The organism is Paenibacillus sp. FSL H3-0286 (assembly GCF_045040705.1).
Classification (GTDB): Bacteria; Bacillota; Bacilli; order Paenibacillales; family Paenibacillaceae; genus Paenibacillus_AQ; species Paenibacillus_AQ odorifer.
The window spans coordinates 1,417,950-1,440,102 of the sequence record NZ_CP150285.1; the positions used below are offsets into that span (position 1 = coordinate 1,417,950).

At 45.2% G+C, this 22,153-nt stretch carries 20 protein-coding genes and 1 other annotated feature; of the genes, 10 read left to right on the top strand and 10 right to left on the bottom strand.

Annotated elements, in window-relative coordinates; all coding sequences use genetic code 11:
• Nucleotides 1–4 precede the first annotated feature (4 nt).
• The 3 genes from MHB37_RS06250 to MHB37_RS06260 are packed head-to-tail and all read right to left on the bottom strand — an operon-like array spanning nt 5 to nt 3,930.
• On the bottom strand, nt 5–1,228 hold the full coding sequence (locus MHB37_RS06250) for a Ger(x)C family spore germination protein (protein WP_076193012.1): 1,224 nt from the start codon (nt 1,226–1,228) through the stop codon (nt 5–7).
• Entirely contained in the window at nt 1,221–2,324 is a 1,104-nt protein-coding gene (locus MHB37_RS06255; RefSeq protein ID WP_076128078.1) for an endospore germination permease, read from the bottom strand. Before MHB37_RS06255 ends, MHB37_RS06250 begins: the two co-directional genes overlap by 8 nt.
• On the bottom strand, nt 2,317–3,930 hold the full coding sequence (locus MHB37_RS06260) for a spore germination protein (protein ID WP_139330130.1): 1,614 nt from the start codon (nt 3,928–3,930) through the stop codon (nt 2,317–2,319). Before MHB37_RS06260 ends, MHB37_RS06255 begins: the two co-directional genes overlap by 8 nt.
• Before the next feature lie 170 nt (nt 3,931–4,100).
• Here MHB37_RS06260 and recQ point away from each other — a divergent pair, with 170 nt between their 5' ends.
• The 3 genes from recQ to MHB37_RS06275 are packed head-to-tail and all read left to right on the top strand — an operon-like array spanning nt 4,101 to nt 8,021.
• A complete protein-coding gene (gene recQ, locus MHB37_RS06265; protein ID WP_248547826.1) occupies nt 4,101–5,936 on the top strand; it encodes a DNA helicase RecQ in 1,836 nt (611 codons plus the stop codon).
• A 15-nt stretch (nt 5,937–5,951) separates the two neighbouring features.
• Entirely contained in the window at nt 5,952–7,859 is a 1,908-nt protein-coding gene (locus MHB37_RS06270) for a B12-binding domain-containing radical SAM protein (RefSeq protein ID WP_405169049.1), read from the top strand.
• 30 nt (nt 7,860–7,889) lie between these two features.
• Nucleotides 7,890–8,021 (top strand): hypothetical protein, encoded by a 132-nt coding sequence (locus tag MHB37_RS06275; RefSeq protein WP_312150965.1) that lies wholly within the window; start codon nt 7,890–7,892, stop codon nt 8,019–8,021.
• Between the two features lie 2,223 nt (nt 8,022–10,244).
• Here the strand turns inward: MHB37_RS06275 and MHB37_RS06280 are convergent.
• The 4 genes from MHB37_RS06280 to MHB37_RS06295 are packed head-to-tail and all read right to left on the bottom strand — an operon-like array spanning nt 10,245 to nt 13,798.
• Nucleotides 10,245–11,195 (bottom strand): alpha/beta hydrolase, encoded by a 951-nt coding sequence (locus MHB37_RS06280; RefSeq protein WP_340393486.1) that lies wholly within the window; start codon nt 11,193–11,195, stop codon nt 10,245–10,247.
• 27 nt (nt 11,196–11,222) lie between these two features.
• The gene (locus tag MHB37_RS06285; protein ID WP_076128070.1) at nt 11,223–12,191 is read right to left on the bottom strand and encodes a type I phosphomannose isomerase catalytic subunit; all 969 of its coding nucleotides are present in this window, start codon (nt 12,189–12,191) and stop codon (nt 11,223–11,225) included.
• A 48-nt stretch (nt 12,192–12,239) separates the two neighbouring features.
• Nucleotides 12,240–12,842 carry a class I SAM-dependent methyltransferase gene (locus tag MHB37_RS06290; protein WP_076185418.1) on the bottom strand — a complete coding sequence of 201 codons (603 nt, stop codon included), beginning with the start codon at nt 12,840–12,842 and terminating at the stop codon, nt 12,240–12,242.
• A complete protein-coding gene (locus MHB37_RS06295; RefSeq protein ID WP_076107276.1) occupies nt 12,842–13,798 on the bottom strand; it encodes a TIGR01212 family radical SAM protein in 957 nt (318 codons plus the stop codon). Before MHB37_RS06295 ends, MHB37_RS06290 begins: the two co-directional genes overlap by 1 nt.
• Before the next feature lie 324 nt (nt 13,799–14,122).
• Between MHB37_RS06295 and MHB37_RS06300 the strand changes: the two genes are divergently transcribed.
• Entirely contained in the window at nt 14,123–14,302 is a 180-nt protein-coding gene (locus MHB37_RS06300) for a hypothetical protein (RefSeq protein ID WP_036679526.1), read from the top strand.
• 196 nt (nt 14,303–14,498) lie between these two features.
• Nucleotides 14,499–15,215 (top strand): tRNA (guanosine(46)-N7)-methyltransferase TrmB, encoded by a 717-nt coding sequence (trmB, locus tag MHB37_RS06305; RefSeq protein ID WP_036679523.1) that lies wholly within the window; start codon nt 14,499–14,501, stop codon nt 15,213–15,215.
• Nucleotides 15,216–15,307: 92 nt separating this feature from the next.
• Here the strand turns inward: trmB and MHB37_RS06310 are convergent, their stop codons facing one another.
• Nucleotides 15,308–16,423: an MGDG synthase family glycosyltransferase gene (locus MHB37_RS06310; protein ID WP_076128064.1), complete on the bottom strand. Its 1,116-nt coding sequence runs from the start codon at nt 16,421–16,423 to the stop codon at nt 15,308–15,310.
• Nucleotides 16,424–16,474: 51 nt separating this feature from the next.
• Nucleotides 16,475–17,002 (bottom strand): phosphatase PAP2 family protein, encoded by a 528-nt coding sequence (locus tag MHB37_RS06315; RefSeq protein WP_076128062.1) that lies wholly within the window; start codon nt 17,000–17,002, stop codon nt 16,475–16,477.
• A 404-nt stretch (nt 17,003–17,406) separates the two neighbouring features.
• Here MHB37_RS06315 and MHB37_RS06320 point away from each other — a divergent pair, with 404 nt between their 5' ends.
• The 4 genes from MHB37_RS06320 (at nt 17,407) to rplT (ending at nt 20,075) form a co-directional block, all read left to right on the top strand.
• Nucleotides 17,407–18,645, top strand: a complete 1,239-nt coding sequence (locus MHB37_RS06320) for a glycosyltransferase family 2 protein (protein ID WP_036679513.1) — start codon at nt 17,407–17,409, stop codon at nt 18,643–18,645.
• Nucleotides 18,646–18,723: 78 nt separating this feature from the next.
• Nucleotides 18,724–18,868, top strand: a sequence feature (ribosomal protein L20 leader region).
• Nucleotides 18,869–18,925: 57 nt separating this feature from the next.
• On the top strand, nt 18,926–19,423 hold the full coding sequence (gene infC, locus MHB37_RS06325) for a translation initiation factor IF-3 (protein WP_036679510.1): 498 nt from the start codon (nt 18,926–18,928) through the stop codon (nt 19,421–19,423).
• Nucleotides 19,424–19,483: 60 nt separating this feature from the next.
• Complete coding sequence (gene rpmI / locus MHB37_RS06330) at nt 19,484–19,684, top strand: 50S ribosomal protein L35 (RefSeq protein WP_036679507.1); 201 nt, start codon at nt 19,484–19,486, stop codon at nt 19,682–19,684.
• 31 nt (nt 19,685–19,715) lie between these two features.
• A complete protein-coding gene (gene rplT, locus MHB37_RS06335; protein WP_036679505.1) occupies nt 19,716–20,075 on the top strand; it encodes a 50S ribosomal protein L20 in 360 nt (119 codons plus the stop codon).
• Nucleotides 20,076–20,204: 129 nt separating this feature from the next.
• On the opposite strand, the gene MHB37_RS06340 is transcribed toward rplT, so the two are convergent.
• Complete coding sequence (locus MHB37_RS06340; protein WP_051491073.1) at nt 20,205–20,747, bottom strand: acyl-CoA thioesterase; 543 nt, start codon at nt 20,745–20,747, stop codon at nt 20,205–20,207.
• A gap of 309 nt (nt 20,748–21,056) precedes the next feature.
• Here MHB37_RS06340 and MHB37_RS06345 point away from each other — a divergent pair, with 309 nt between their 5' ends.
• Nucleotides 21,057–22,106: a BMP family protein gene (locus MHB37_RS06345; protein WP_076107271.1), complete on the top strand. Its 1,050-nt coding sequence runs from the start codon at nt 21,057–21,059 to the stop codon at nt 22,104–22,106.
• The last annotated feature ends 47 nt before the right edge of the window (nt 22,107–22,153 follow it).

Below are 22,153 nucleotides of genomic sequence, written 5' to 3' on the forward strand. Positions count from 1 at the left end.
TCATTTAATTTTGTTTAAGACCTACTCTGTCGATGTGAGTTTTCAACTTAACTTCAACACTGAGATTGGAATACTGCTGCTCCCAGTCATGTTTGTCACGAATATTGGCTTTCCAGTAGGAGGGAGCATATGCACGAATATATTCACCCATGCCAAAGACATCGGAATGCGCTTGTTGAGTTTCTTCGATAAGGTGGTTGAAAATACCGATCACTCTCTTTTGAAAAATATCTTCAATCTTTTCTAAAGAACGGCTGGAATCGATAGGGATATCACTACGTAAATGCTCATCTAGAGCCGCCTCTAAAGTGAGGTTATAGGTGATGTGAGGTTTGCCCTCTTTGAAATGAACCTTCACCCTCGTGAACCGGTCGTTGACCTTGAGCATCACCGGACCGAATTCATCAGCATAAAAAAGATCGGAGTATCCCCCGGGATTAATGCCCTTCATGGACATATATGCGCCAATCTCAATCGGAATCGTCGATCCGACCATCACTCCACCACTAAAGTAAGCTAGGCCTTTAATCATGATATTGTCTTCCTGATGTAATGAGACGTAAGGCAGATAACCACTTTCGCCCCATTTGGATTCTGCTGACCAGAATACACCTATATAATCAGCGGGGAATTTTCCTGATGTTACTGCTTTTTCCATGGTGGAGAGGATGTAAAGGGTCGGCACTCGCTGCAGCGGAGGATTAATATTCATAAATTTAGCAGCCTCCCCTTCGGATACTAGCAGCCAGGTCCGGCGACGAACTTCTGGATTTCGCCGCAAATAATCATTTAAGTCATTCATGCTTTTTTTTGCGATGTCCTCACTAATAATAATCACTCGTAAATGAATTAGATAACGTGGATCAGAAATTTGCTGCTGTAAATTGTTCATGGCGTCATCTAAGGTGTACCCGTACACTTCTACGACCCATACTGGATTTTGATTCACGCCTCCGCCTTCACCCCCGCTGCCTGGTCCGAGTGGAACTCTTCCCGGAACCGCAATTTGGGCGGTCACACGGATTTTGGGAAGGTTAATATTTGCGCTTTTAAGATGAGTGGTTTGATCATCATTTATTTTGCTGTCTGGAGGGACGGAATCAATGGATAACCCTAGTACCAATGCACGGTCTTCTATTTCAAGCTGGTCCCAGCACCCTGAGAGTAAGCCAGACATGAGTGAGAGAATAAATATAAGAACTACACGCTTGTAAATTTTTTTATTCATGAGAAATGGCTCCTTTATTTCGGATTAGAGAGACTAACCATAATAAAAGAGGATAGAAGGTCAAAAAAATCAAACCGATTATCGCTGTAATGCTAGCAAATGAATAGACCTGAAATATATTTCTCGGCAAAAGTGAAAAAGTGATGATAAGTGGAAGTAAGAAGCTGGATATTAGGCGGTGATCCTTGTGCCGCAGCACTTGTTGCAGAGAGTATGCAGCTAAGTAGTAGTTCGTAAAGATGGAAGTGAATATAGAAACCACCCAAATTATTATAAAAAGAGCATCAAACCGTTCTAAAAGTCCTGCGCCGATGGATATGGAGCGAGCTGCTTCTAAGGTTGGATAGGAAAGTAATTTGGTTTCTTGAGCTCCAAACATGCCTAAAGTGACCCAAACGATCATTACATAAATGAATCCAATGATACAAAGCGCAACAGTGCCTGCTTTAAGGATCTGTTGAGGTTTTTTCATTAAAGGAACCAGCAGGATGATGACAAATGTGCCCTGATAAAGGCCAGCAGACGTAATCGTTCCTTTGGAAAAGCTTGAAAAGGTGGTGTGATTTCCGGTGAGGGGTAGCAAGTTTAGAACGTCAACATTTTTCATAGCTACCAAGGCAATTGCTATAACAGATAATAGAATAAAAGGTAAATAGAAAACATGAACATAAGTGAATTTCACAATATTTCTTCGGATTGATAAGGCAACCAGTAGGAGCATTAAGAGAATTACTGCTTCGATGGGTGTCTTTTTAAAGACAACCGCAATACATACTTCTCCGAATTGGCGCATGGTGATCCCGGCAGAGAAAGCAAAAAACAAAGAAATAAAAATGGAGAAAATATCCGCGAGCCCAGTTCCGAGAAGGCGGCGGCTGAATACGAACAACGTTTCGTTCGGGAATTTTCGGCAGACAGCTGCTGTAAACCAGCAACCCAAAAAAGCAACAGGTACACCAGAAGCAGTCACGAGCGGTGCACCACTGTCTCCGGCTTCAGCCATATAACGAGGAATACTTAAGATTCCTATTCCTATAATCGTACTAACGATTACAGCCATGACTTGGATCGTTGTTATGGGGCGGTTACTATTCATCAGCTTCACTTTTCTCCTTAAAAATCAGATCGGTATGCATTTTCGGAATATCCTTCGCAAGAAGATCAGGATCAGGTGTATTAAGAAAGCTTGGGCGGCTTCGCATCCACCATAAAGGTACCCGAACGATACTATCCTTAAGGTCCTTCCATATCGTAGGGACAAAGGGGGTCATGTAGGGAACGCCAAAAGATTCCAGGAATAATAAGTGGTTGATAATAACAATAGTGCCCAGCATTACTCCGTACAGGCCAAAGCAGCCTGCCAATATGATCAATGGAAATCTAAGCATTCTTGAAGAGATTGCGGCATTGTAAGCGGGTGTGGCAAAAGACCCTATGGTCGTTATAGCGACAACAACTACGGTGGTTGGACTCGCCAGACCTGCTGCTACGGCTGCCTGACCAATGACAAGCACACCTACAATAGAAAGAGCCCCGCCAATCATTTGCGGTAGGCGAATGGTTGCTTCGCGCAGCACCTCCATGAAGACTTCCATAATCAGAACTTCCAATACGGCTGGAAAGGGTACGCCAGCTCTTGCACCTGTTATTGCTACGGCGAACTCTGTCGGCAGTAGCTCAGGATTGAAAGAGATAATGGATACATATAAGGCAGGGAAGAAAAGGGAAAATAATAATGCGATCAGGCGGATCATTCTTAGGAGGCTTCCTACGATAAAACGTTCCGTATAGTCATCCATCGTCTGAAAGAATTGATTGAAAAGTGCCGGGACGATGAGGCAGAAAGGTGAGCCATCTACAAGGATGATGACTCGTCCTTCTAATAAAGAGGCTATAGATTTATCCGGACGTTCGGTTGGCTGAACCTGTGGAAACGGGGAAAGGGGATGATCCTCTATAAATTGCTCGATATACCCCGCATCAAGGATGCCGTCTACATTTATTGCTGATAATCTCTTCATCACCTTTTGAACTAGCCCTGGATCGGCTATTCCTTCGATATAACAAACAGCTACTTTTGAGCGCGTCCGTACGCCAAGAGGGGCAGTTACTACACGAAAATCCGGCGTTTGTAGTCGATAGCGAAGCAAAGAGATATTGGATTCTAAATTCTCTATAAACCCATCACGCGAACCGCGTATAACTTGTTCAGTTTGAGGTTGCTCAATGCTACGATGCTCAATTTTACGCAGATTGAAGTAAAGTGCCTGATCCATTCCATCTATGATTAGAACTACATTTCCATCCAACAAGACGGAGACTAGAGTATTTAGGTCCTTAGTGCGGTTACCTTGTGTGACTTGTACCGTCATACTCCAGATGTAATCAGGTAAATCCTTTAGATCTTTTGGAATTTCTGAGTGGTCGGAGGAAACATTCATTAATGGCTTTAAAACATAGTTCTGAATTTGATTCTGGTCCACCACAGAAGAAAAAAAGATAATAGCCGCATCATATCTACCGTATACCTTGAAGTTACGGACAATAAGGTCGCTGTCTTCTCCAAAGACTTGTCGAATGAAGCTTATATTGCTCTTCAGGCTGGAATCCAATGGCTTTACTGGACGATTGTCCTGGGCAGAGGACTCGTTACGTGCAGGCTTTTGTTTAAAGGAGGTATATTTTTGTTTCCAATTTTGCACGGTCGCTCCACCTTTCTATGAAATCACGCTTATTAAAGCTTGGCTTAAAAGAAGACCTTTTATGTAAATATGTCAAAAGAAGAACAGGGTGATGATAGTTAAGAAGTGTTGCTCATTACACCATTGACCGCTAAACTAAAGATAGAAACGCCTAAGGAGTTATGAGAGATATGAAGATGCAAGCACCTACTATTGAACAGGCGCAGGCTGAGCTGCAAAAATATTACGGTTATCCAGACTTTCGGGATGGCCAGAAAAAGATTGTTCAGAACTTGCTGGAAGGACGCGACACACTGGGAATCCTCCCTACGGGTGGCGGGAAATCGATCTGTTATCAGGTTCCTGCACTGCTCCTGCCAGGGCTGACACTGGTGATATCACCACTGATCTCGCTGATGAAAGACCAGGTGGATGCGTTAACTACTGCGGGTATTCCGGCAGCCTTTATTAATAGCACGTTAAGCGGAAAAGAAGTGAATGAGCGGATTCGGGCTGCCCGGCGGGGCGATTTGAAGCTGCTCTATGTTGCGCCCGAAAGACTTGAGCTGGACTGGTTCCGTCTGGAAATGGCTGAGCTGTCTATTTCCTGCGTGGCTGTTGATGAAGCGCACTGTGTATCCCAGTGGGGACATGATTTCCGGACAAGTTATCTGTCGGTATCTCCATTTGTAGATGAGCTGCCTGAACGTCCGATCCTGGCAGCATTTACCGCCACGGCGACGCCGGAGGTTATGGAGGATATGGTCCGGCTGCTGCGCTTGCGCGAGCCGGGTATTTTCATGACGGGGCTAGGAAGAGATAATCTGGCAATGTCCGTGCTGCGGGGAGAGAACAAGCGGGAGTTCGTTATGGATTATGCGGCTACGCATTCTCACCAGCCGGGGATTGTATATGCGGCAACCCGCAAAGAAGTAGATGATCTGTATCAGAGGCTGCAAGCTTCGGGCATAGCGGCAGGTCGCTATCATGCGGGTATGAACGACCAGGAGCGGGCAGATAGCCAGGAAGGGTTCCTCTATGACGATATCCGGGTCATGGTGGCTACGAATGCCTTTGGGATGGGGATTGATAAATCCAATGTCCGGTACGTAATTCACTACAATATGCCCAAAAATATGGAAGCTTATGTTCAGGAAGCAGGTCGTGCTGGACGTGACGGGGAGCCGAGTGAATGTATTTTGCTGTTTAGTGCGCAGGATATTATGACGCAAAAGTTCCTGATCGAGCAGAATCCACAGGATAATGACCGTAAAGCTAACGAATATCGCAAGCTTCAGCAAATGATTGATTATTGCTATACTACCCGCTGCTTGCGCAGTGCCCAGCTGGATTATTTCGGGGAAGAGCATGGGGACAAGCCATGTGGTATCTGCAGCTCATGTACGGATGAACGAGAGCTAGTGGATATGACCGTCGATGCGCAAAAGATTTTCTCCTGCATCCACCGCATGCGGGAGCGTTATGGTGTAGCGTTGGTGGCATCTGTGCTGAAAGGCTCTCGCAATCAAAAGGTGATGCAGTACGGCTTCGATAAGCTGCCCACACATGGGGCGATGTCGAGCCGGACGGAGAAGGAAATCTCAGAGAGTATCAATGTGCTCATCTCAGAAGGGTATCTTGCCTTGTCGGAAGGCCAGTACCCTGTAGTACGGCTTCAGCCTCTGGCTGCTGAGGTCCTGCGCGGACAGCGTGAGGTGATGCAGCGTGTGGCACGGCCTTCGCGGACAGGTACAACATCTGGTACGAGAGTTCGTAGCCGGGGGCATGACCTGTCGCCATCAGCCGTCAATGAGACTGTCTTTGAGCAGCTGCGTCTTATCCGGCGTGAATTGGCAGGACGCGAGCATGTGCCGTCGTACATTATTTTTAATGATGCCACGCTGCGTGAGATGAGTGTGGTTTGCCCGCAGACCGAAGCGGAAATGCTGAGGGTAAAGGGTGTTGGGGAAGTGAAATACCGGAAGTACGGTAAGGCATTCTTAGAGTTTTTTCAAAATGAAATGTAGAAAAGGTCGTGTAGCATGAAAATCGTCCTGACCACGTTAAACGCCAAATATATTCATACCTCGCTCGCAATCCGCTTGCTAAAAGCGTACAGTGAGCATGAATTTAAGGATATTCATTTGGCAGAGTACACCATCAAAGATCCCGTGATGAATATTGTGTCCGACTTGTTTCAGAAACGGCCAGATGTGATTGGTTTCTCCTGTTATATCTGGAACATCGAAGAGACGCTGAAGCTGATTGGTATTCTTAAGCAAGTGATGCCTGAAGTTACGATTGTTCTCGGAGGACCGGAAGTTTCGTATGAGCCGCTTCATTGGATGAAAAGAGAAGCTGGCATTGATTTTATAGTTAATGGAGATGGGGAAGAGACGTTCCACCATTTGCTGCAGGAGCTAAGGGATGATCGTAAGTTTCACTTTGTGTATGGAGCCGCTTATCGCAAGGGAGAGGAGATCATTGTCAATCCACCACGTCCCAAAAGCGATCTGAATACGCTGCCTACGCCGCATCGTTTTCCTGAGGATATTCCAGATTTGAGTAAACGTATTGTTTATTTTGAGACAAGCCGCGGGTGCCCATTTAACTGCCAGTTCTGTTTATCTAGTATTGAGGTAGGCGTACGTTATTATGATATTGAACGAGTGAAATCTGATCTGCTCTATTTAATACAGAATGGCGCCAAAATCATTAAATTTCTGGATCGTACCTTTAATATCAACCGCAACTATGCGATGGAAATGTTTCAATTCCTGATCGATAATCATCAAGGCTGCGTGTTTCAGTTCGAAATTACCGCAGATATCATGCGGCCGGAAGTTCTGGATTTCCTATCTAAGAATGCGCCTCCGGGTATTTTTAGATTTGAAATTGGGGTGCAATCTACCAACGATGAGACGAATGAGCTTGTTAAACGCCGCCAGAATTTCAAAAAGCTGTCCCGTACCGTAATGAAGATTAAGGCAAGCGGCAATATCGATCAGCATCTGGATTTGATTGCCGGATTACCTATGGAGGATTACAGCACCTTCCGTAAAACGTTTAATGATGTATTCGTTATGGAGCCGGAAGAGCTACAGCTAGGATTCCTCAAAATGCTGCGGGGAACGGGGCTGCGGGCGCAGGCGTCTAAATATGAGTACACGTATATGGAACACGCACCTTATGAAATCCTTAGCAGTCATATGATGCCTTTCTCAGACATTATCCGTTTGAAGCGGCTTGAGGATGTGCTGGAGAAATACTGGAACAGCCACCGGATGGACCATACGGCCAAGTACTTGATCCGACATGTATTTGATTCGCCATTCGATTTCTTTCAGGAGTTCGGTGACTATTGGGAGGAGAGAGGCTGGCAAAAGATTGGCCATCAGCTGGAAGATCTCTTTACCCGCTTGCAGTCCTTCCTGATAGATCGCGGGACGCCGTCTATGGATGTTATAACTGGCTTGATGAAGCTGGACTATTTTCTTGGACACAAGTACAAGCCGCGCAAAATCTGGTGGGATTTCGTGCTGGATAAGTCGGATTGGTCGAGCTATTTGAAAGATATCGCGGCTAATCCGGGTCAAATTTCTGCCCAGTTAGCAGAAGCAGGACTTAACGAAAGAGAACTGCAAAAGTATACTGTGCTGGAAGTATTGCCATTCTCGCTGGAAGCGGTGCTGGATTCCATCAGCGGCATGCGTGCCGATGAGGGCCTTGAGGATGGTGAAGCTGATATGGCTAATCCAGAGTCTTTGGCTTCGGCAGACTCGCCATTACAGGGAGCAGCGGATAGTAGTTTAGAAGAGACTGCGCAAGCAGCAAGCTCGGCTGTAGCTGTAGCGGAGCCCGCTTCCATTAGGGAAGGGCGCACGCTACTAATCGTAATGTATCAGCAGAACGAGAGCCAACGCGCTCAGTACTACACACTGCCCTTGTAATAGGCGGGTGGAAGGATAGACCGTTCCTTTATGGGACGGTCTATTTTTTTGTCTTGGGCGATAGCGTCATCTGGATTCACAAGTGGCTGGGAAGGGGATGAGGTGGAGCTAGTGGCGATTGAGTCCGCATGTGGTGGTGGAGAGAGATGGTGGGGATATTGACAACTGGGTCCGAAAGCGGTGAGTAACCCGACGCAGGCGGACCCAGCGGACCTTATACGTGGAATTATCTTGTTTTTTTGATGCTAACGGACCGCATAGTCGCTATTGTCACGAAAAACACCCAATATGAACCTGTTTCGCATGAATAGCTTCTCTGGAGTCCGAAACCTAGCTCGAAAGGCTATAAATCAGCAAATAGCGTCAACTGAGTCCGGAAGTAGCGGGGAGAGTAATGATGTGTGGTTAGTGTCAATTGAGTCCGAAGCGGAGGAGGAAGATGATGATGATGTGTAGCTAGTGACAACTGAGTCCGAAAGCGGTGAGTAACCCGACGCAGGCGGATCCAGCGGACCTAATACGTGGAATTATCCTGTTTTTTAGGTGCTAACGGACCGCATAGTCGCTATTGACACGAAACACACCCAATATGAACCTGTTTCACATGAATAGCTGCACTGGAGTCCGATATCTAGCTCGAAAGTCTATAAATTAGCAAATAGCGTCATCTGAGTCCGGAAGCGGTGAGTAACCCGACGCAGGCGGACCCAGCAGACCTTAAACGTGGAATTATCCTGTTTTTTGGATGCTAAAGGACCGCATAGTCGCTATTGGCACGAAACACACCCAATATGAACCTGTTTCACATGAATAGCTGTACTGGAGTCCGATATTTAGCTCGAAAGGCTATAAATCAGCAAATAACGTCAACTGAGTCCGGAAGTAGCGGGGAGAGTAATGAGTGTAGTTAGTAACAACTGAGATCGAAAGTGGCAGGGGAGAGTGACGATGTGTAGTTAGTGTTAACTGAGTCCGAAATTAGCGGAGAGTGTAATGACTCGGCGTAGGCGGACCCAGCAGACCTTATACGTGGAAATATCCTGTTTTTTGGATGCTAACGGACCGCATAGTCGCTATTGGCACGAAAAACACCCAATATGAACCTGTTTCACATGAATAGCTGTACTGGAGTACGATATTTAGCTCGAAAGGCTATAAATCAGCAAATAACGTCAACTGAGTCCGGAAGTAGCGGGGAGAGTAATGAGTTTAGTTAGTAACAACTGAGATCGAAAGTGGCAGGGGAGAGTGACGATGTGTAGTTAGTGTTAACTGAGTCCGAAATCAGCGGAGAGTGTAATGACTCGGCGTAGGCGGACCCAGCGGACCTTAAACGTGGAAATATCCTGTTTTTTGGATGCTAACGGACCGCATAGTCGCTATTTGCACGAAACACACCAAATATGATCCTGTTTCACATGAATAGCTGCACTGGAGTCCTATATCTAGCTCGAAAGGCTATAAATTAGAAAATAGCGCCATCTGAGTCCGGAAGTAGCGGGGAGAGTAATGATGTGTAGTAAGTGTCAACTGAGTCCGAAAGTGGAGGGGGAAAGTGATGATGTGTAGTTAGTGACAGCTGAGTCCGAAACCTAGCTCGAATGTCTGAAAATAGCAAATAGCATCATCTGAGTCCGGAAGCGGTGAGTAACCCGACGCAGGCGGACCCAGCGGACCTTATACGTGGAAATATCCTGTTTTTTGGATGCTAACGGACCGCATAGTCGCTATTGGCACGAAAAACACCCAATATGAACCTGTTTCACATGAATAGCTGCACTGGAGTCCGAAACCTAGCTCGAATGTTTGAAAATTAGCAAATAGCGTCATCTGGGTCCGAAAGCGGCGGGGGAAGGTGATGATATGTAGCTAGTGACAACTGAGCCCGAAAGTGGAGGGGAGAGTGACGATGTGTAGTTAGTGTTAACCGAGTCCGAAATTAGCGGGAAGAGTAATGATGTGTAGTTAGTGTCAACTGAGTCCGAAAGTGGAGGGGAGAGTAATGATGTGTAGTTAGTGTCAACTGAGTCCGAAAGTAGAGGGGGAATGGTGATGATGTGTAGCTAGCGACAACGAGTTTGTACGTGGTGTGGGAGAGCGCTGAGCTGAAGACAGCGTCAACTGAGTCCATTAGCGGTGGGGGAAGTTTATTTACTAAAGTTCAGATGCGCGGAGGCACTGGAGATTGTTAGATTGAGAAGTCTGCTGAGACAAGCTACGCAAAACGCAAAACGCAAAACGCAAAACACAAAACGCAAAACGCAAAACCGCAAACCGCAAACCGCAAAGAAGCGATCTCCCAAATACCGGGAGCATCGCTTCTATGTTGCCACATTTGTTGTCTCATTTCTCGTCTCATAAATTCACTAACAACCGCGTTTTTTCTTAACTTATCTTAGCAACCTCTGAAGGAAGGTGGCGCTCTAACCAGTTGAGCACATCGGCTGTGACTTGATCTCGATTCACTTCATTTAGCATTTCGTGTCTGCCTTCTGGATAGAGTCGATACTCAACGTCTGACACTCCTCGTTTCTTATACAACTCCGCAAGACGGGGAATGCCTTGACCGTTCATACCGACAGGGTCCTTATCCCCACCAAATATATAAATGGGCTTACCTGTACACAATGTGCTAAGTGATTCCTCAGTATGGATCTCTCTTAGGAGGTGGAAGAAACCACGGAAAAAGCGTGTTGTACAAATAGCTCCGCAGAATGGATCGGAAATGTACTTATCTACTTCCGCAGTATCGCTGCTCAGCCAGTCAAATGTTGTTCTGACCGGGGAAAAGGCGCGGTTATAGCTGCCAAATACCAGACTGTTCAGCAGTACACTGCGATGATGCTCACCCTTTAGCTTAAGCTGCGCGCTTGCCAGAGATTCTCCAATACGCAGCATACTGCGTGGACCGTTTGTCCCGCTTAGGATAAACCCTGAATAGATTTCGTTGCCTTCTTCGCACATGAGTTTTTGACCCAGAAAGGAACCCATACTGTGTGCGAATAAAATGATGGGCTTTCCTTCATGCTTGGAGAGTGCTGCGGCACCTACCTGCAGAAGATTGCGCCGCATCCAATAAAATCCGTCCTCCCCAACATCACCAAGCAGATTGACTTGACCAGCGGTTCTACCATGTCCCCGGTGGTCATTGGCATATACTGCATAACCAACCCCGGTTAAAGCTTCCGCAAAACGAGCGTAGCGGGCGGCAGTTTCACACATCCCGTGTGAAATTTGCACGATTCCTCTAACTGGCACATCGGACTCAGGTAACCATTCATAGACATGGATGGTTACACCTATGGGATCCGTTAGAGTAAAGCTGTTTTCCTTCATGGTCCATTCCTCCTAAAGGTTCTCGACTTATGGTAAATAAGAGCGAAGCACAGTAGAATGACCCTCGATAGTATAACGGCCTAGGTTGGAAGGAATCAGATAACATTCCCCTGCGGCATAAGGCTGGGAGCCGCCTTCCCAAGTCAGATGTCCGCTGCCTTCGCAGATAACCAGAATAGTGAAGCTGTCTTCTGAAGTGGTGAGATCCCATGAACCATTTACGATCCCTTTTTCGACAATAAAATAAGGTGAAGCGGCAAGCTGCAGCCACTCTCCAGGCACTGCATGATCGGTCTTCATCGAAGTAGCGCCGGCGCCTTCATAAGCTGTAACATTCAGAGAATCCTCGATATGAAGCTCGCGTGGTTTTCCATCTAGACCTGGACGGTCGTAGTCATAAATACGGTATGTAGTGTCGGAATTCTGTTGAATTTCCGCTACAACGACACCAGCACATAGAGCATGTACCGTTCCGGCAGGGATGTAGAAGGAATCGCCAGCGGAGACAGATACCTCTTGAAGGCTATCCATAACCGTGCCTTTTTCCAGTGCTTCGCGTAATGTTTCACGGTCTACGCCTTCTTTAAGGCCGTAGATGATTTTTGCATCTGGCTTAGCGTCTAATACGTACCACATCTCTGTTTTACCCAGTTCACCTTTAGGCAATCCTACATAATCATCCGTAGGGTGGACTTGAACGGAAAGGTTGTCGTTGCAATCCAACAATTTGATCAAGAGTGGAAATCTTCCGCCAGCTTCTGATATTCCCTTGCTTCCGAACCACTCATGACCAAATTGCTCACGAATTTGATCCAGACCTTGTCCAGCTAATTCTCCATTAACCACTGAAGATGTTCCATTCGCATGATCGGCAATCATCCAGCCTTCACCAATATGACCTTCTGGTAGATTAAGGCCGAATTTCTCCAGCGCGCGGCCACCCCAGACACGTTCTTTAAACTCCGGTTGAAATTTTAAAGGATATGGTTGTGTCATTCGTAATCTTCCTTCCCAATTACAAGATAGTTTGATTGTTTACAAAGCTTAAGATGGGGAACCTTTTTTCTTCTCGAGGGCAATTACATAAGGTGCGTCCGTGCGCTGCAGCTGGCGGTATACAATGCTCTGCGCTACCTTAGGGGAAACAGTCGCAGCCCAAGCTTCAACAGCGGCGGCTTCGAGATCTCCGCCTGCATGGCCAGGATACAGTACAGCCGTAATAATTCCCCCCGGACGCAGCAGCTGGAGTGAAGCTTCCAGGGCTGCAATAGAGCTATCCGGCTCAGTAATGATATTCTTGTCGGCATCGCCTGAAGGCAGATAGCCAAGATTGAACATTATAGCACCAACGGTGCCTGGCCAGTTAGCCGGGACGGCTTCTGCCATTTCGGCATGGCTGCGTTCCAGTAAGGTAACGGCAGAGAGTGAGGAAGTGTCCTCCCGCGCAAGCCGGAGACGTTCTTCTGCCAGCTTCAGCGCCGCAGCTTGAATGTCAAAGCCGTAGACTTCGCCACGAGCTCCGGTTGTTTTGGCTAGAAAAAGCGTGTCAGCACCAGTACCTACAGTTGCATCAATCGCACGGTCACCTAAAGTTAGCCGCTCAGAGATTAATTTATGAGCAAAGCTTAGAACGGACATAAAGCCCATTAGCCCTTCCTCCAATACTTACCCTGCCAAGTATCACGAGCAACAAGCTCATCGTCAATGGCATTTAGCACTTCCCATTTCTTGAGACTCCACATCGGTCCAACTAAGAGATCCCGTGGGGCATCTCCAGTCAAGCGATGAACAATCATCTCAGGGGGCAGAATTTCAAGTGAATCAGCAATCAGCTTCACATACTCGTCCTGTTCCATGAATCGGAGCAATCCTGCTTCATACTGCTTCACCATTGGTGTTTTGCGCATGAGATGCAGAAGGTGAATCTTAATTCCCTGCACATCCATGCGAGCTACAGCAGATACCGTTTCAAGCATCATTTCGTGCGTCTCCTGTGGGAGACCGTGAATGATATGGGTACAGATCCGAATATTGTGACGGCGCAGCTTCTCCACAGCCTCCACATAACACTGCGTATCATGCGCCCGGTTAATAAGCTCAGAAGTGGAGTCATGTATAGTCTGAAGACCCATCTCTACCCAAAGATACGTACGCTTGTTCAGCTCTGCTAAATATTCGACCACATCATCCGGCAGACAGTCAGGGCGAGTAGCAATAGACAATCCAACGACACCAGGCTGCTGCAAAATAACTTCGAAATATTCTCTCAGCTCTTCGACCGGAGCGTACGTATTAGTATAGGCTTGGAAGTAACCGATATATTTAGCATTTGGCCATTTCAGATGCTGTCTGTCACGGACGTTATTGAATTGTGTGACTAGGTCATCTCGGCGGCTTCCGGCAAAATCACCAGAACCTCTGGCACTGCAAAATGTGCAGCCTCCCTTAGCAATGGAGCCGTCACGATTGGGACAGGTAAAGCCTGCATCAAGCATAACTTTGAATACCTTGGTGTTCATGTGTTCACGCATTTCGTAATTCCAAGTATGAAAACGTTTATCTCCCCAAAGTTGCGGAGGAGAAGTGTATTGAAGATTAGACACGAGAAGCCCCTTTCTGAAAATATAATTATGGATAAGATTCCTTATCCTTATATTTTTCTGAGACAGATGGCGTCCTTATCCCAGAGAACGCACAGCCGTTTCTTATAATCCAATACATTGTATCAAAAAACCGAGCTCGGCGTAACATTGACTCTTCATAACGGCATGAAAAATAGGCAGGAAATAAGGCGCTTTCAGCTTGAAAATGCTTACATAGTATGTTATATTCAGAGTGTGAAAAGCTGCTGTGGCATAAAGAAATTCATCCAAGAGTTCATAATTTCGTGTCGTCCGATCCATAATAATAACCGTGAGGTGATAGCAATGAATTCTCAAACGGTATATGCTGAGGGTAAAGATTCGATTGAAGTCCACTTAACACCAGATGAAGCCCTTGCACTAACGGGCGTGGAATTTAACGGCAACCCTAAGATCAAGACAGATGCGCAGCGCAAAATTCGTAGCGCATTCGAAAAAAAGACATTTGCCACAAACACAAAGTAAATCCTGATTTGCCAGACAAGAACGAAATCTATTCCAATATACAACAACGAAGGAATTCCTCTGAACAGCTCATTTAAGAGCTGAACCAGAGAATTCCTTTTTCTTTTTTTACCGCAATCCCTTTACTTTTTGGGACAATTTCGGCACAATATTGCAAGTGACAGTTATCGTATAAGAGATAATCGGAGGAATACCTATGCGTTTACGCGGAAGAAAAGGAATACGTGAAAGTTTGGAAGAACAGACGGATTTAGTCATTCTAGATCCTCGGAGTTATAAAGGTGAGTGGTCCAAGCTGTTCGGTAACGATCATCCGATCCATGTGGAGTTCGGAATGGGCAAAGGACAGTTTATCAGCCAAATGAGCTTTAAATATCCTGATATTAACTTTATCGGAGTGGATATGTATGATGAGCTGATCCGCCGTGCTGGAGATAAGGCTAGAGCAGTATGGGAGCCGGCAGGACATGAAACACCGCCTAACCTGAAATTGGCACTTGCAAATATCGATTATGCTGAGGAAGTATTTGCTCCGGGAGAGCTTGAGCGGATTTATCTTAATTTCAGCGATCCGTGGCCTAAAAGCAAGCATGCCCGGCGTCGTTTGACACATCCGCGTTTTCTTGACAAATATCGCGGTTTGCTTAGCGATCTAGGTGAAATTCATCTGAAAACAGATTCCCGCAGTCTTTTTGAGTTCTCATTAAATGCCTTTGCGGACTTTGGCTTGCAGATGAAAAATATTTCTTTGGACCTACATGCAGATGGCATCATCAACGAGGATCATATCATGACAGAATATGAGACGAAATTTGTCGGACGTGGCGTGAATATCCATCGTTGCGAGGCAATTGTAGGTGCAGAAGCACTCAAACAGTATCAGGCTACCCGATTGGATAAATATCGGCTGTAGTTACAAAGCACTGCTCCAAATGGCATGCTTCAATAATAAAGCGGCAACTCTCCAAGTAAAGTAGTTTGGAGGCTGCCGCTTTTTTAAATTAACTATTCCAATAATTCGATGATACTCTGAGCACATTGTAAAGGATGGTAGCGCGCAATTTCTTCAAGATGAAGTTTGCGCTTGTTTTGCACATCCTCATAGTTGTTTAAGAGGCGCTCCATCCACATTTCGACAACCTCTAAAGATTCGATGGGTTCTCCGAAGCCGGCTGCAGTAAAGTAGCGGCAATTCTCCTCCTCCTGCCCGGGAAGAGGGTGATGGAAGAGCATCGGAATACCTTTTGCAAGCCCTTCACTGCAGGTCATTCCTCCCGGTTTTGTAACCAGCAGATCGGACACCTCCATCAGCTTGTGGATTTCACGCGTAAAGCCGAGTAAGGAAATATTAGGATGATTATAATGCGGGTCTTCTTTCATTTCCTTTAGCAGCTGTTCGTTATTGCCGAGACAGAAAACAATCTGAATCTTGTCACGCCATTCCGCCAGACAAGCGTTTACGACTTGGTCGTTCATGATTCCCCAGCCGCCGCCCATGACAAGAACGGTTGGCATCTCCCGCAGATTGAATTGCTCTCGAATCTCCTGCTTTCCGGGATGCTTCCAAAAATTAGGGTGTATCGGTATACCTGTTACCTGAATTTTCGTGGCAGGAATATTTCGGCTGCGCAATTTGGATTTAACCTCAGGTGTTGAAACCAGGTAAAGGTCTACCTCTGGGCTAATCCAGGTTGCATGCGCATCATAATCCGTTATGACGGTGACGAGCGGCACATTTAGGGTAGGATCCAATCTCTTTAGGCGGGACACTACAGCACCTGGAATAAAATGTGTGCAGACAATTACGTCGGGTTTCAGTTGTCTCACAATATTTTTGGCATGCGTATAAAATATACGATGCAAGGCAAGCGTGGTAAGACGATTGAATGATTTCTGGTGACGGTAGACATAACCCATCAATTTTGGCTGTGTCGTTACCGTCTTTCGGTAAGCAGACAGAATAATAGGTGCCATCTTGGGGTTTAAAAAATTTCCAAGTTCTAGCACCTTCGTTTGTAAATTAGGCGATAATTGGCGCAGACTGCTCGACAACGCATAAGCTGCTTGTGTATGTCCGGCGCCAAAACCTTCCGAGAGTATTAAGATTCTTTTTTTACGCAATGTTGATTCACCTATTCTCAAGGGTTTTCCCGGTTATTAACAATAAATGCTTTACATCCATAAGGCTATAGTACCAGCTGCTACGCAGGAACCGATCACTGCGCCAGCTATAACATCTGATGGATAATGCAATCCAAGATAAATACGAGAAAATCCGACAATACAAGCTAGCGGCAGCAGAATAACGGTCAAAGCAGGAAACGCCAGCATATAAGGGACCGTAGAAGCAAAGATAGCTGTAGTATGACCAGATGGAAAAGAATGATCCTTTAATGGATTACGAAAAGTATTGGTTTCCGGTAACGCCAGATAAGGACGCATACGCGGGTACAGTTTTTTGGCGATAGCTACGGGTATATGGCTGACAGCTAGTGCTGTTAAGGCTTGTAAACCTGTAGTTCTCCAAGGCTCAGGAGCTAATACCCATACCAGTATATTGATAACAATCGTGCTTGTAGCTCCACCCAAATGAGTAAGGTAAAAGAGCCAAAAGTTCAAAAAACGATTATGCATTCGTCCGTTGATCCACTTAAAAAGATGCCGCTCCCAGAGATGTAGTTTCATGAATAAATGTCTCATATCTAATTCCCTCCGCTAGTCCGGCTACCGTTAACAGATGTTAATGCAGTAATCCGTTCTATAGCTTAGATCTGTCTTAATCATACTTTTTAAAGGTAGTTCATTTCAAGGAAAAGCTCAGGTTTACACGAAATTTGCCAGTTTTGACTTAGAGCACTATTACGCTTTACAATGATTCAAGCAGACTAAACCTGTTTAAAAGGGTAAGAGATAAATAAGGATTCAAAAAAAGGAATCCATAGAATTCTTTTAAACAGCATATATAAAAATTGTGAAGTCTGCCGAGAATAAGAATACTCTTGGTCTATTGTTAAGGGATGCAACAAAAGGGTCAGAAAGAACGTCAAGCAAGCTAGAGAGAAAAAAAGAACACCAAGAGTGAAAAAAGGGGGCATCAAAAGGTCATGACAGACGCACTGTTTGTTACGCTCCAAGTGATCTTGGCAGCAATCGCAGTCTATCAGTTTACGTTTTCATTATTCGGACTGCACAGGAAAAAGAAAAAAACGCAGTATAAGCCGGAAAAATCTTTTGCCGTACTTGTTGCCGCACATAACGAGGAAGAAGTTGTCGGCGCATTAATGGAGAATCTGAAGCAGCTTAATTATCCATCAGAACTGTACGATGTATTTGTAATTTGTGACAATTGTACAGACGGTACAGCTCGCATCGTTAGAGAACACGGCATGAACGCTTGTGTCCGCACCAATGCAAATCTGAGAGGTAAAGGCTACGCAATAGAATGGATGCTTAAAGAGCTGTGGGCTATGCCCCGGCAATATGATGCTGTTGTCATGTTCGATGCCGATAACTTGGCGCATACTGAGTTCCTGATGGAGATGAATAATGATCTTTGTTCAGGTGCACGGGTAATCCAAGGTTATATCGACACCAAGAATCCAGAGGATTCCTGGATTACAGCTGCTTATGGTATTTCGTACTGGTATATTAACCGTTTGTGGCAACTTTCACGCCATAATTTAAATATGGCTAACTTCCTTGGCGGAACCGGAATGTGTTTTGAGACCACACTTCTTAAAGAAATGGGCTGGGGAGCTACAAGTTTGGTCGAGGACTTGGAGTTTACGATGCGTAGTGCAGCACATGGTGTATATCCTAAGTTCAATTATGATGCAAAGGTATTTGATGAGAAGCCGTTAACCTTCAAGGCCTCCTCAAGACAGCGTCTGCGTTGGATGCAGGGGCACTTCACTGTTGCTCGCCGTTATTTTTTCCCATTGCTTTGGCAAAGTATTAAAGAACGCAGCTTAACGAAGTTTGACCTCGCGCTTTATGGAGCGAATGTATATATTGTATTGCTCACTTTTTTAATGACGGCGGTAATGTGGGTGGATATGGCGTTCTTTAACGGACCGAATATCGCTAACATTTACGGCAGCTTGCCGATCTGGCTCAGCTTCCTGGCTATTGGCGCCAATCTGGTGACTTTTGGTATTGCGATGGCATTAGAGAAGGTTACGTTCAAGAAAGTATATGCTTATCTTGTATTCTTCCCGATTTACTTGATCTCGTGGTATCCGATTACGTTCTATGCGTTCTTCACGCAGAACAATAAGCAATGGAGCCATACCAAGCATACTCGCGTAGTACGACTTGAAGAAGTACAAAGTAAGCAGGTATAAAATTCACGAAATTTCTGCATAAAAGGATTGACACCCCAAATAGTGTGGTGTATAGTATTCAAGTACGCAAATCATAGGGATTGCAAGAAGAAGCACCTGCTTCTCACCTGACTGGCATATTCGCCGGCTGGTTTTGATCTCAATGCTTTATGAATGTTAATGTTCATGAACGTTGATCAAACACGGGGTGTCGGGTGTTACCGGCACCCCTTTTTTATGGAGTTACGTGAGAATAGTTGTTAAAAAGATCCGGAGGTGGAGAGTTATCAGTAAGGAACATATGATCAATGATGAAATTCGGGCCAAAGAGGTACGGTTGGTTGGTGCGGAAGGTGAGCAAATCGGAATTAAACCGATCCGCGAAGCGCTGCAAATGGCGATCGATCTTAATCTGGATCTAGTCAATGTAGCACCACAGGCTAAGCCGCCGGTATGCCGCATCATGGATTACGGCAAGTTCCGTTATGAAACGCAGAAGAAAGAGAAGGAAGCGCGTAAAAACCAGAAGGTCGTTGATATCAAGGAAGTCTGGTTCCGTGCTAACATTGAGGAACATGATTATCAAACTAAGTTCCGCAATGTGATCAAGTTCTTGGGTGAGGGCGATAAAGTGAAGTGCTCCGTACGTTTCCGCGGACGTGAGATTACACACGCGAATATCGGCCAAAAAATCCTCGAACGAGTGAAGAACGAAGTGGCTGATATATCTGTTGTTGAGCGCCAGCCAAAGCTGGAAGGCCGCAGCATGATTATGATTTTGGCTCCTAAAGCTCAATAAATCTGGAGTCACTTGCTTATCTGCAATTTGGCGCCGCATAATATTCAAGGAGGAAACACCATGCCTAAGATGAAAACACACAGCAGCCTGAAAGGCCGCTTCAAAATTACCGGAACTGGTAAAGTAACACGTTACAAAGCTCACAAAAACCACTTGCTGTCCCACAAATCTAAACGCGCTAAGCGCGTTCTGAACGGAAATCCAGTAATGGCCCCTGGGGATGTAAGACGTTTGAAACAAGGATTGGCTAACTTGAAATAGTTTATTACACATTTTTGGGAGGTTTATTAATATGGCAAGAGTTAAGGGCGGATTTGTAGTTCGTCGTAAACATAAAAAAGTGTTGAAATTGGCAAAAGGTTATTTCGGTTCTAAACACCGTATTTTTAAAACAGCTAAAGAACAAGTAATGAAATCGATGGTTTACGCTTACCGCGACCGTCGTCAAACTAAACGTAACTTCCGCAGACTGTGGATCGTTCGTATTAATGCAGCAGCTCGTTTGAACGGTCTTTCTTACAGCAAGCTTGTATACGGCCTGAAATTGGCTGGTGTAGAAGTTAACCGTAAAATGCTGGCTGATCTGGCTGTGAATGATCTTAACGCATTCAACTCCTTGGCTGGTATTGCTAAAGAGAAAATCAACGCGTAAGTGTTGTAATATAACCGAAAAGCACCGCCTGCGGGTTGCCCATGCAGCGGTGCTTTTTTGTGCGGTAAGATAGGGATGAAGCAGCGTTGGAATTCCCTACATAAAAGAAAAAGCTCTGCATCTGCAGAGCTATTCCCAGTACTTTATGGTGTTTAATTGAGCGGCGAGTTTTTTGCTGATATTGCGGCGAACTTTTCGTAGCTCGGAACGTTCATTAGCAGATTCGTTGATCAGCTTCTCTTCGTCTGTCTCTGGGATGATAGCTGGGACCGGAGTAGGTGTGCCATCCTCTTCGACTGCGACAAAGGTTAGGAATGAAGTAGCAGCGACAGCGCGCTCTCCAGTGTATAGATTTTCTGAAATGATCTTCACAAACACCTCTATGCTTGTCCGTCCGGTCCAGGAGACGAAGGATTCAAAGCATACGGAGTCCGTAGGGCGAATGGGTCTCAAGAAGTCTACAGAGTCTGTAGAGGCTGTGACGACGTTAGTTCGACAATGGCGCATAGCTGAAATGGAGGCTACTTCATCAATGCCGCTCATAAGCTTGCCACCGAATAATGTTTTGTGATTATTGACATCATTAGGGAAAACGCGTCCGGTTTTGAAGACACGGGATTCACGGCAATATTTGAAGGCCGGTGTTGTTTGTGGATTTATTTCTTCGGTCATGATCTGATAACTTCCTTTCAGTGCAATTACTAAGGAATCATAATAATAGAAAACACTTAAGTGTGCAATAATATTTGTAATGTGTTGGAATACTATACAGAGTAAAATCAGGGTTTCTGACATTAACCAGACATAACTGTAACATGCTATGTCATGGAAAGCGGTTACTTGCTAAAAAGTGCAAATTATTATTGACCTGAGGTCATTTATGCACTGGATTTTAGATTTTATTGCAGTTATAATTTGAACTAATGGAATGTCCAAGCAGAACACAGAAGACATCCAATATTTTAAGGGGGATTACATTCAATGAAAAAAGGTTTAAAGCTATCTCTTGCAATGTTGCTGTCTCTTACAGTCGTTTTGACAGGCTGTGGAAACAACAATAACAACGCCGCTAAAGGTGAAACTAATGCAGGAACCAATGCAGGAACAAACGCACCTAAATCCGATTTCAAATTTGGTATGGTTACTGACATTGGTGGCGTAAACGATAAATCGTTTAACCAATCCGCATGGGAAGCATTGCAAGCTCTTGAAAAAGAAACAGGTAGTGGCGTTAAGTACTTGCAAAGTAAATCAAATGCTGACTATGAGCCAAACCTTAACTCCTTCGTTAAAGATGGATACAACTTGACTTGGGGTATTGGTTTTGATCTTGGCGACGCAATTAAAAAAGTAGCTACTGAGAACCCAAATGCTAACTTGGCTATCATTGATAGCGTAGTTGAAGCTCCTAACGTAGCTTCCGTTACTTTCTCCGAAAATGAAGGTTCCTTCTTGGTTGGTGTGGTTGCTGGTCTGACTACAAAAACTAACAAAGTTGCATTCATCGGTGGTCTGGAAAGCCCTGTAATCAAACGTTTTGAAGCTGGCTTTAAAGCTGGTGTAGCAGCAGTTAACCCTTCAGCTAAAGTAACACCTACTTATGCTGGTGGTTATGACAAACCAGACGTTGGTAAATCTCTTGCGGCTACATTGTATAACGACGGAAACGACATTATCTTCCCTGCTGCTGGACAAACAGGGAATGGCGTATTCAACGAAGCTAAAGCTCGTAACAAAGCAGGCGGTACTAAAGTATGGGTTATTGGTGTAGATAAAGACCAATCCATCGAGTTTGGTACTGACGTTACTTTGACTTCCATGATCAAACGTGTAGACGAAGCTGTTCTTAAAGTTTCTAAAGAAGTAATTGACGGTACGTTCAAGGGTGGTACTACAACCGTTCTTGGTCTGAAAGATAATGGTGTAGGTATTTCTGATACTAAGGACAACGTTTCTGAAGAGATCCTAGCTAAAGTTGAAGAATACAAAAAACAAATCATTGATGGAACAATCACTGTTCCTTCCGAGTAATAGTTAGTCTCCATTTATTGCATTACAATAAGGATCAAAGAATAAGG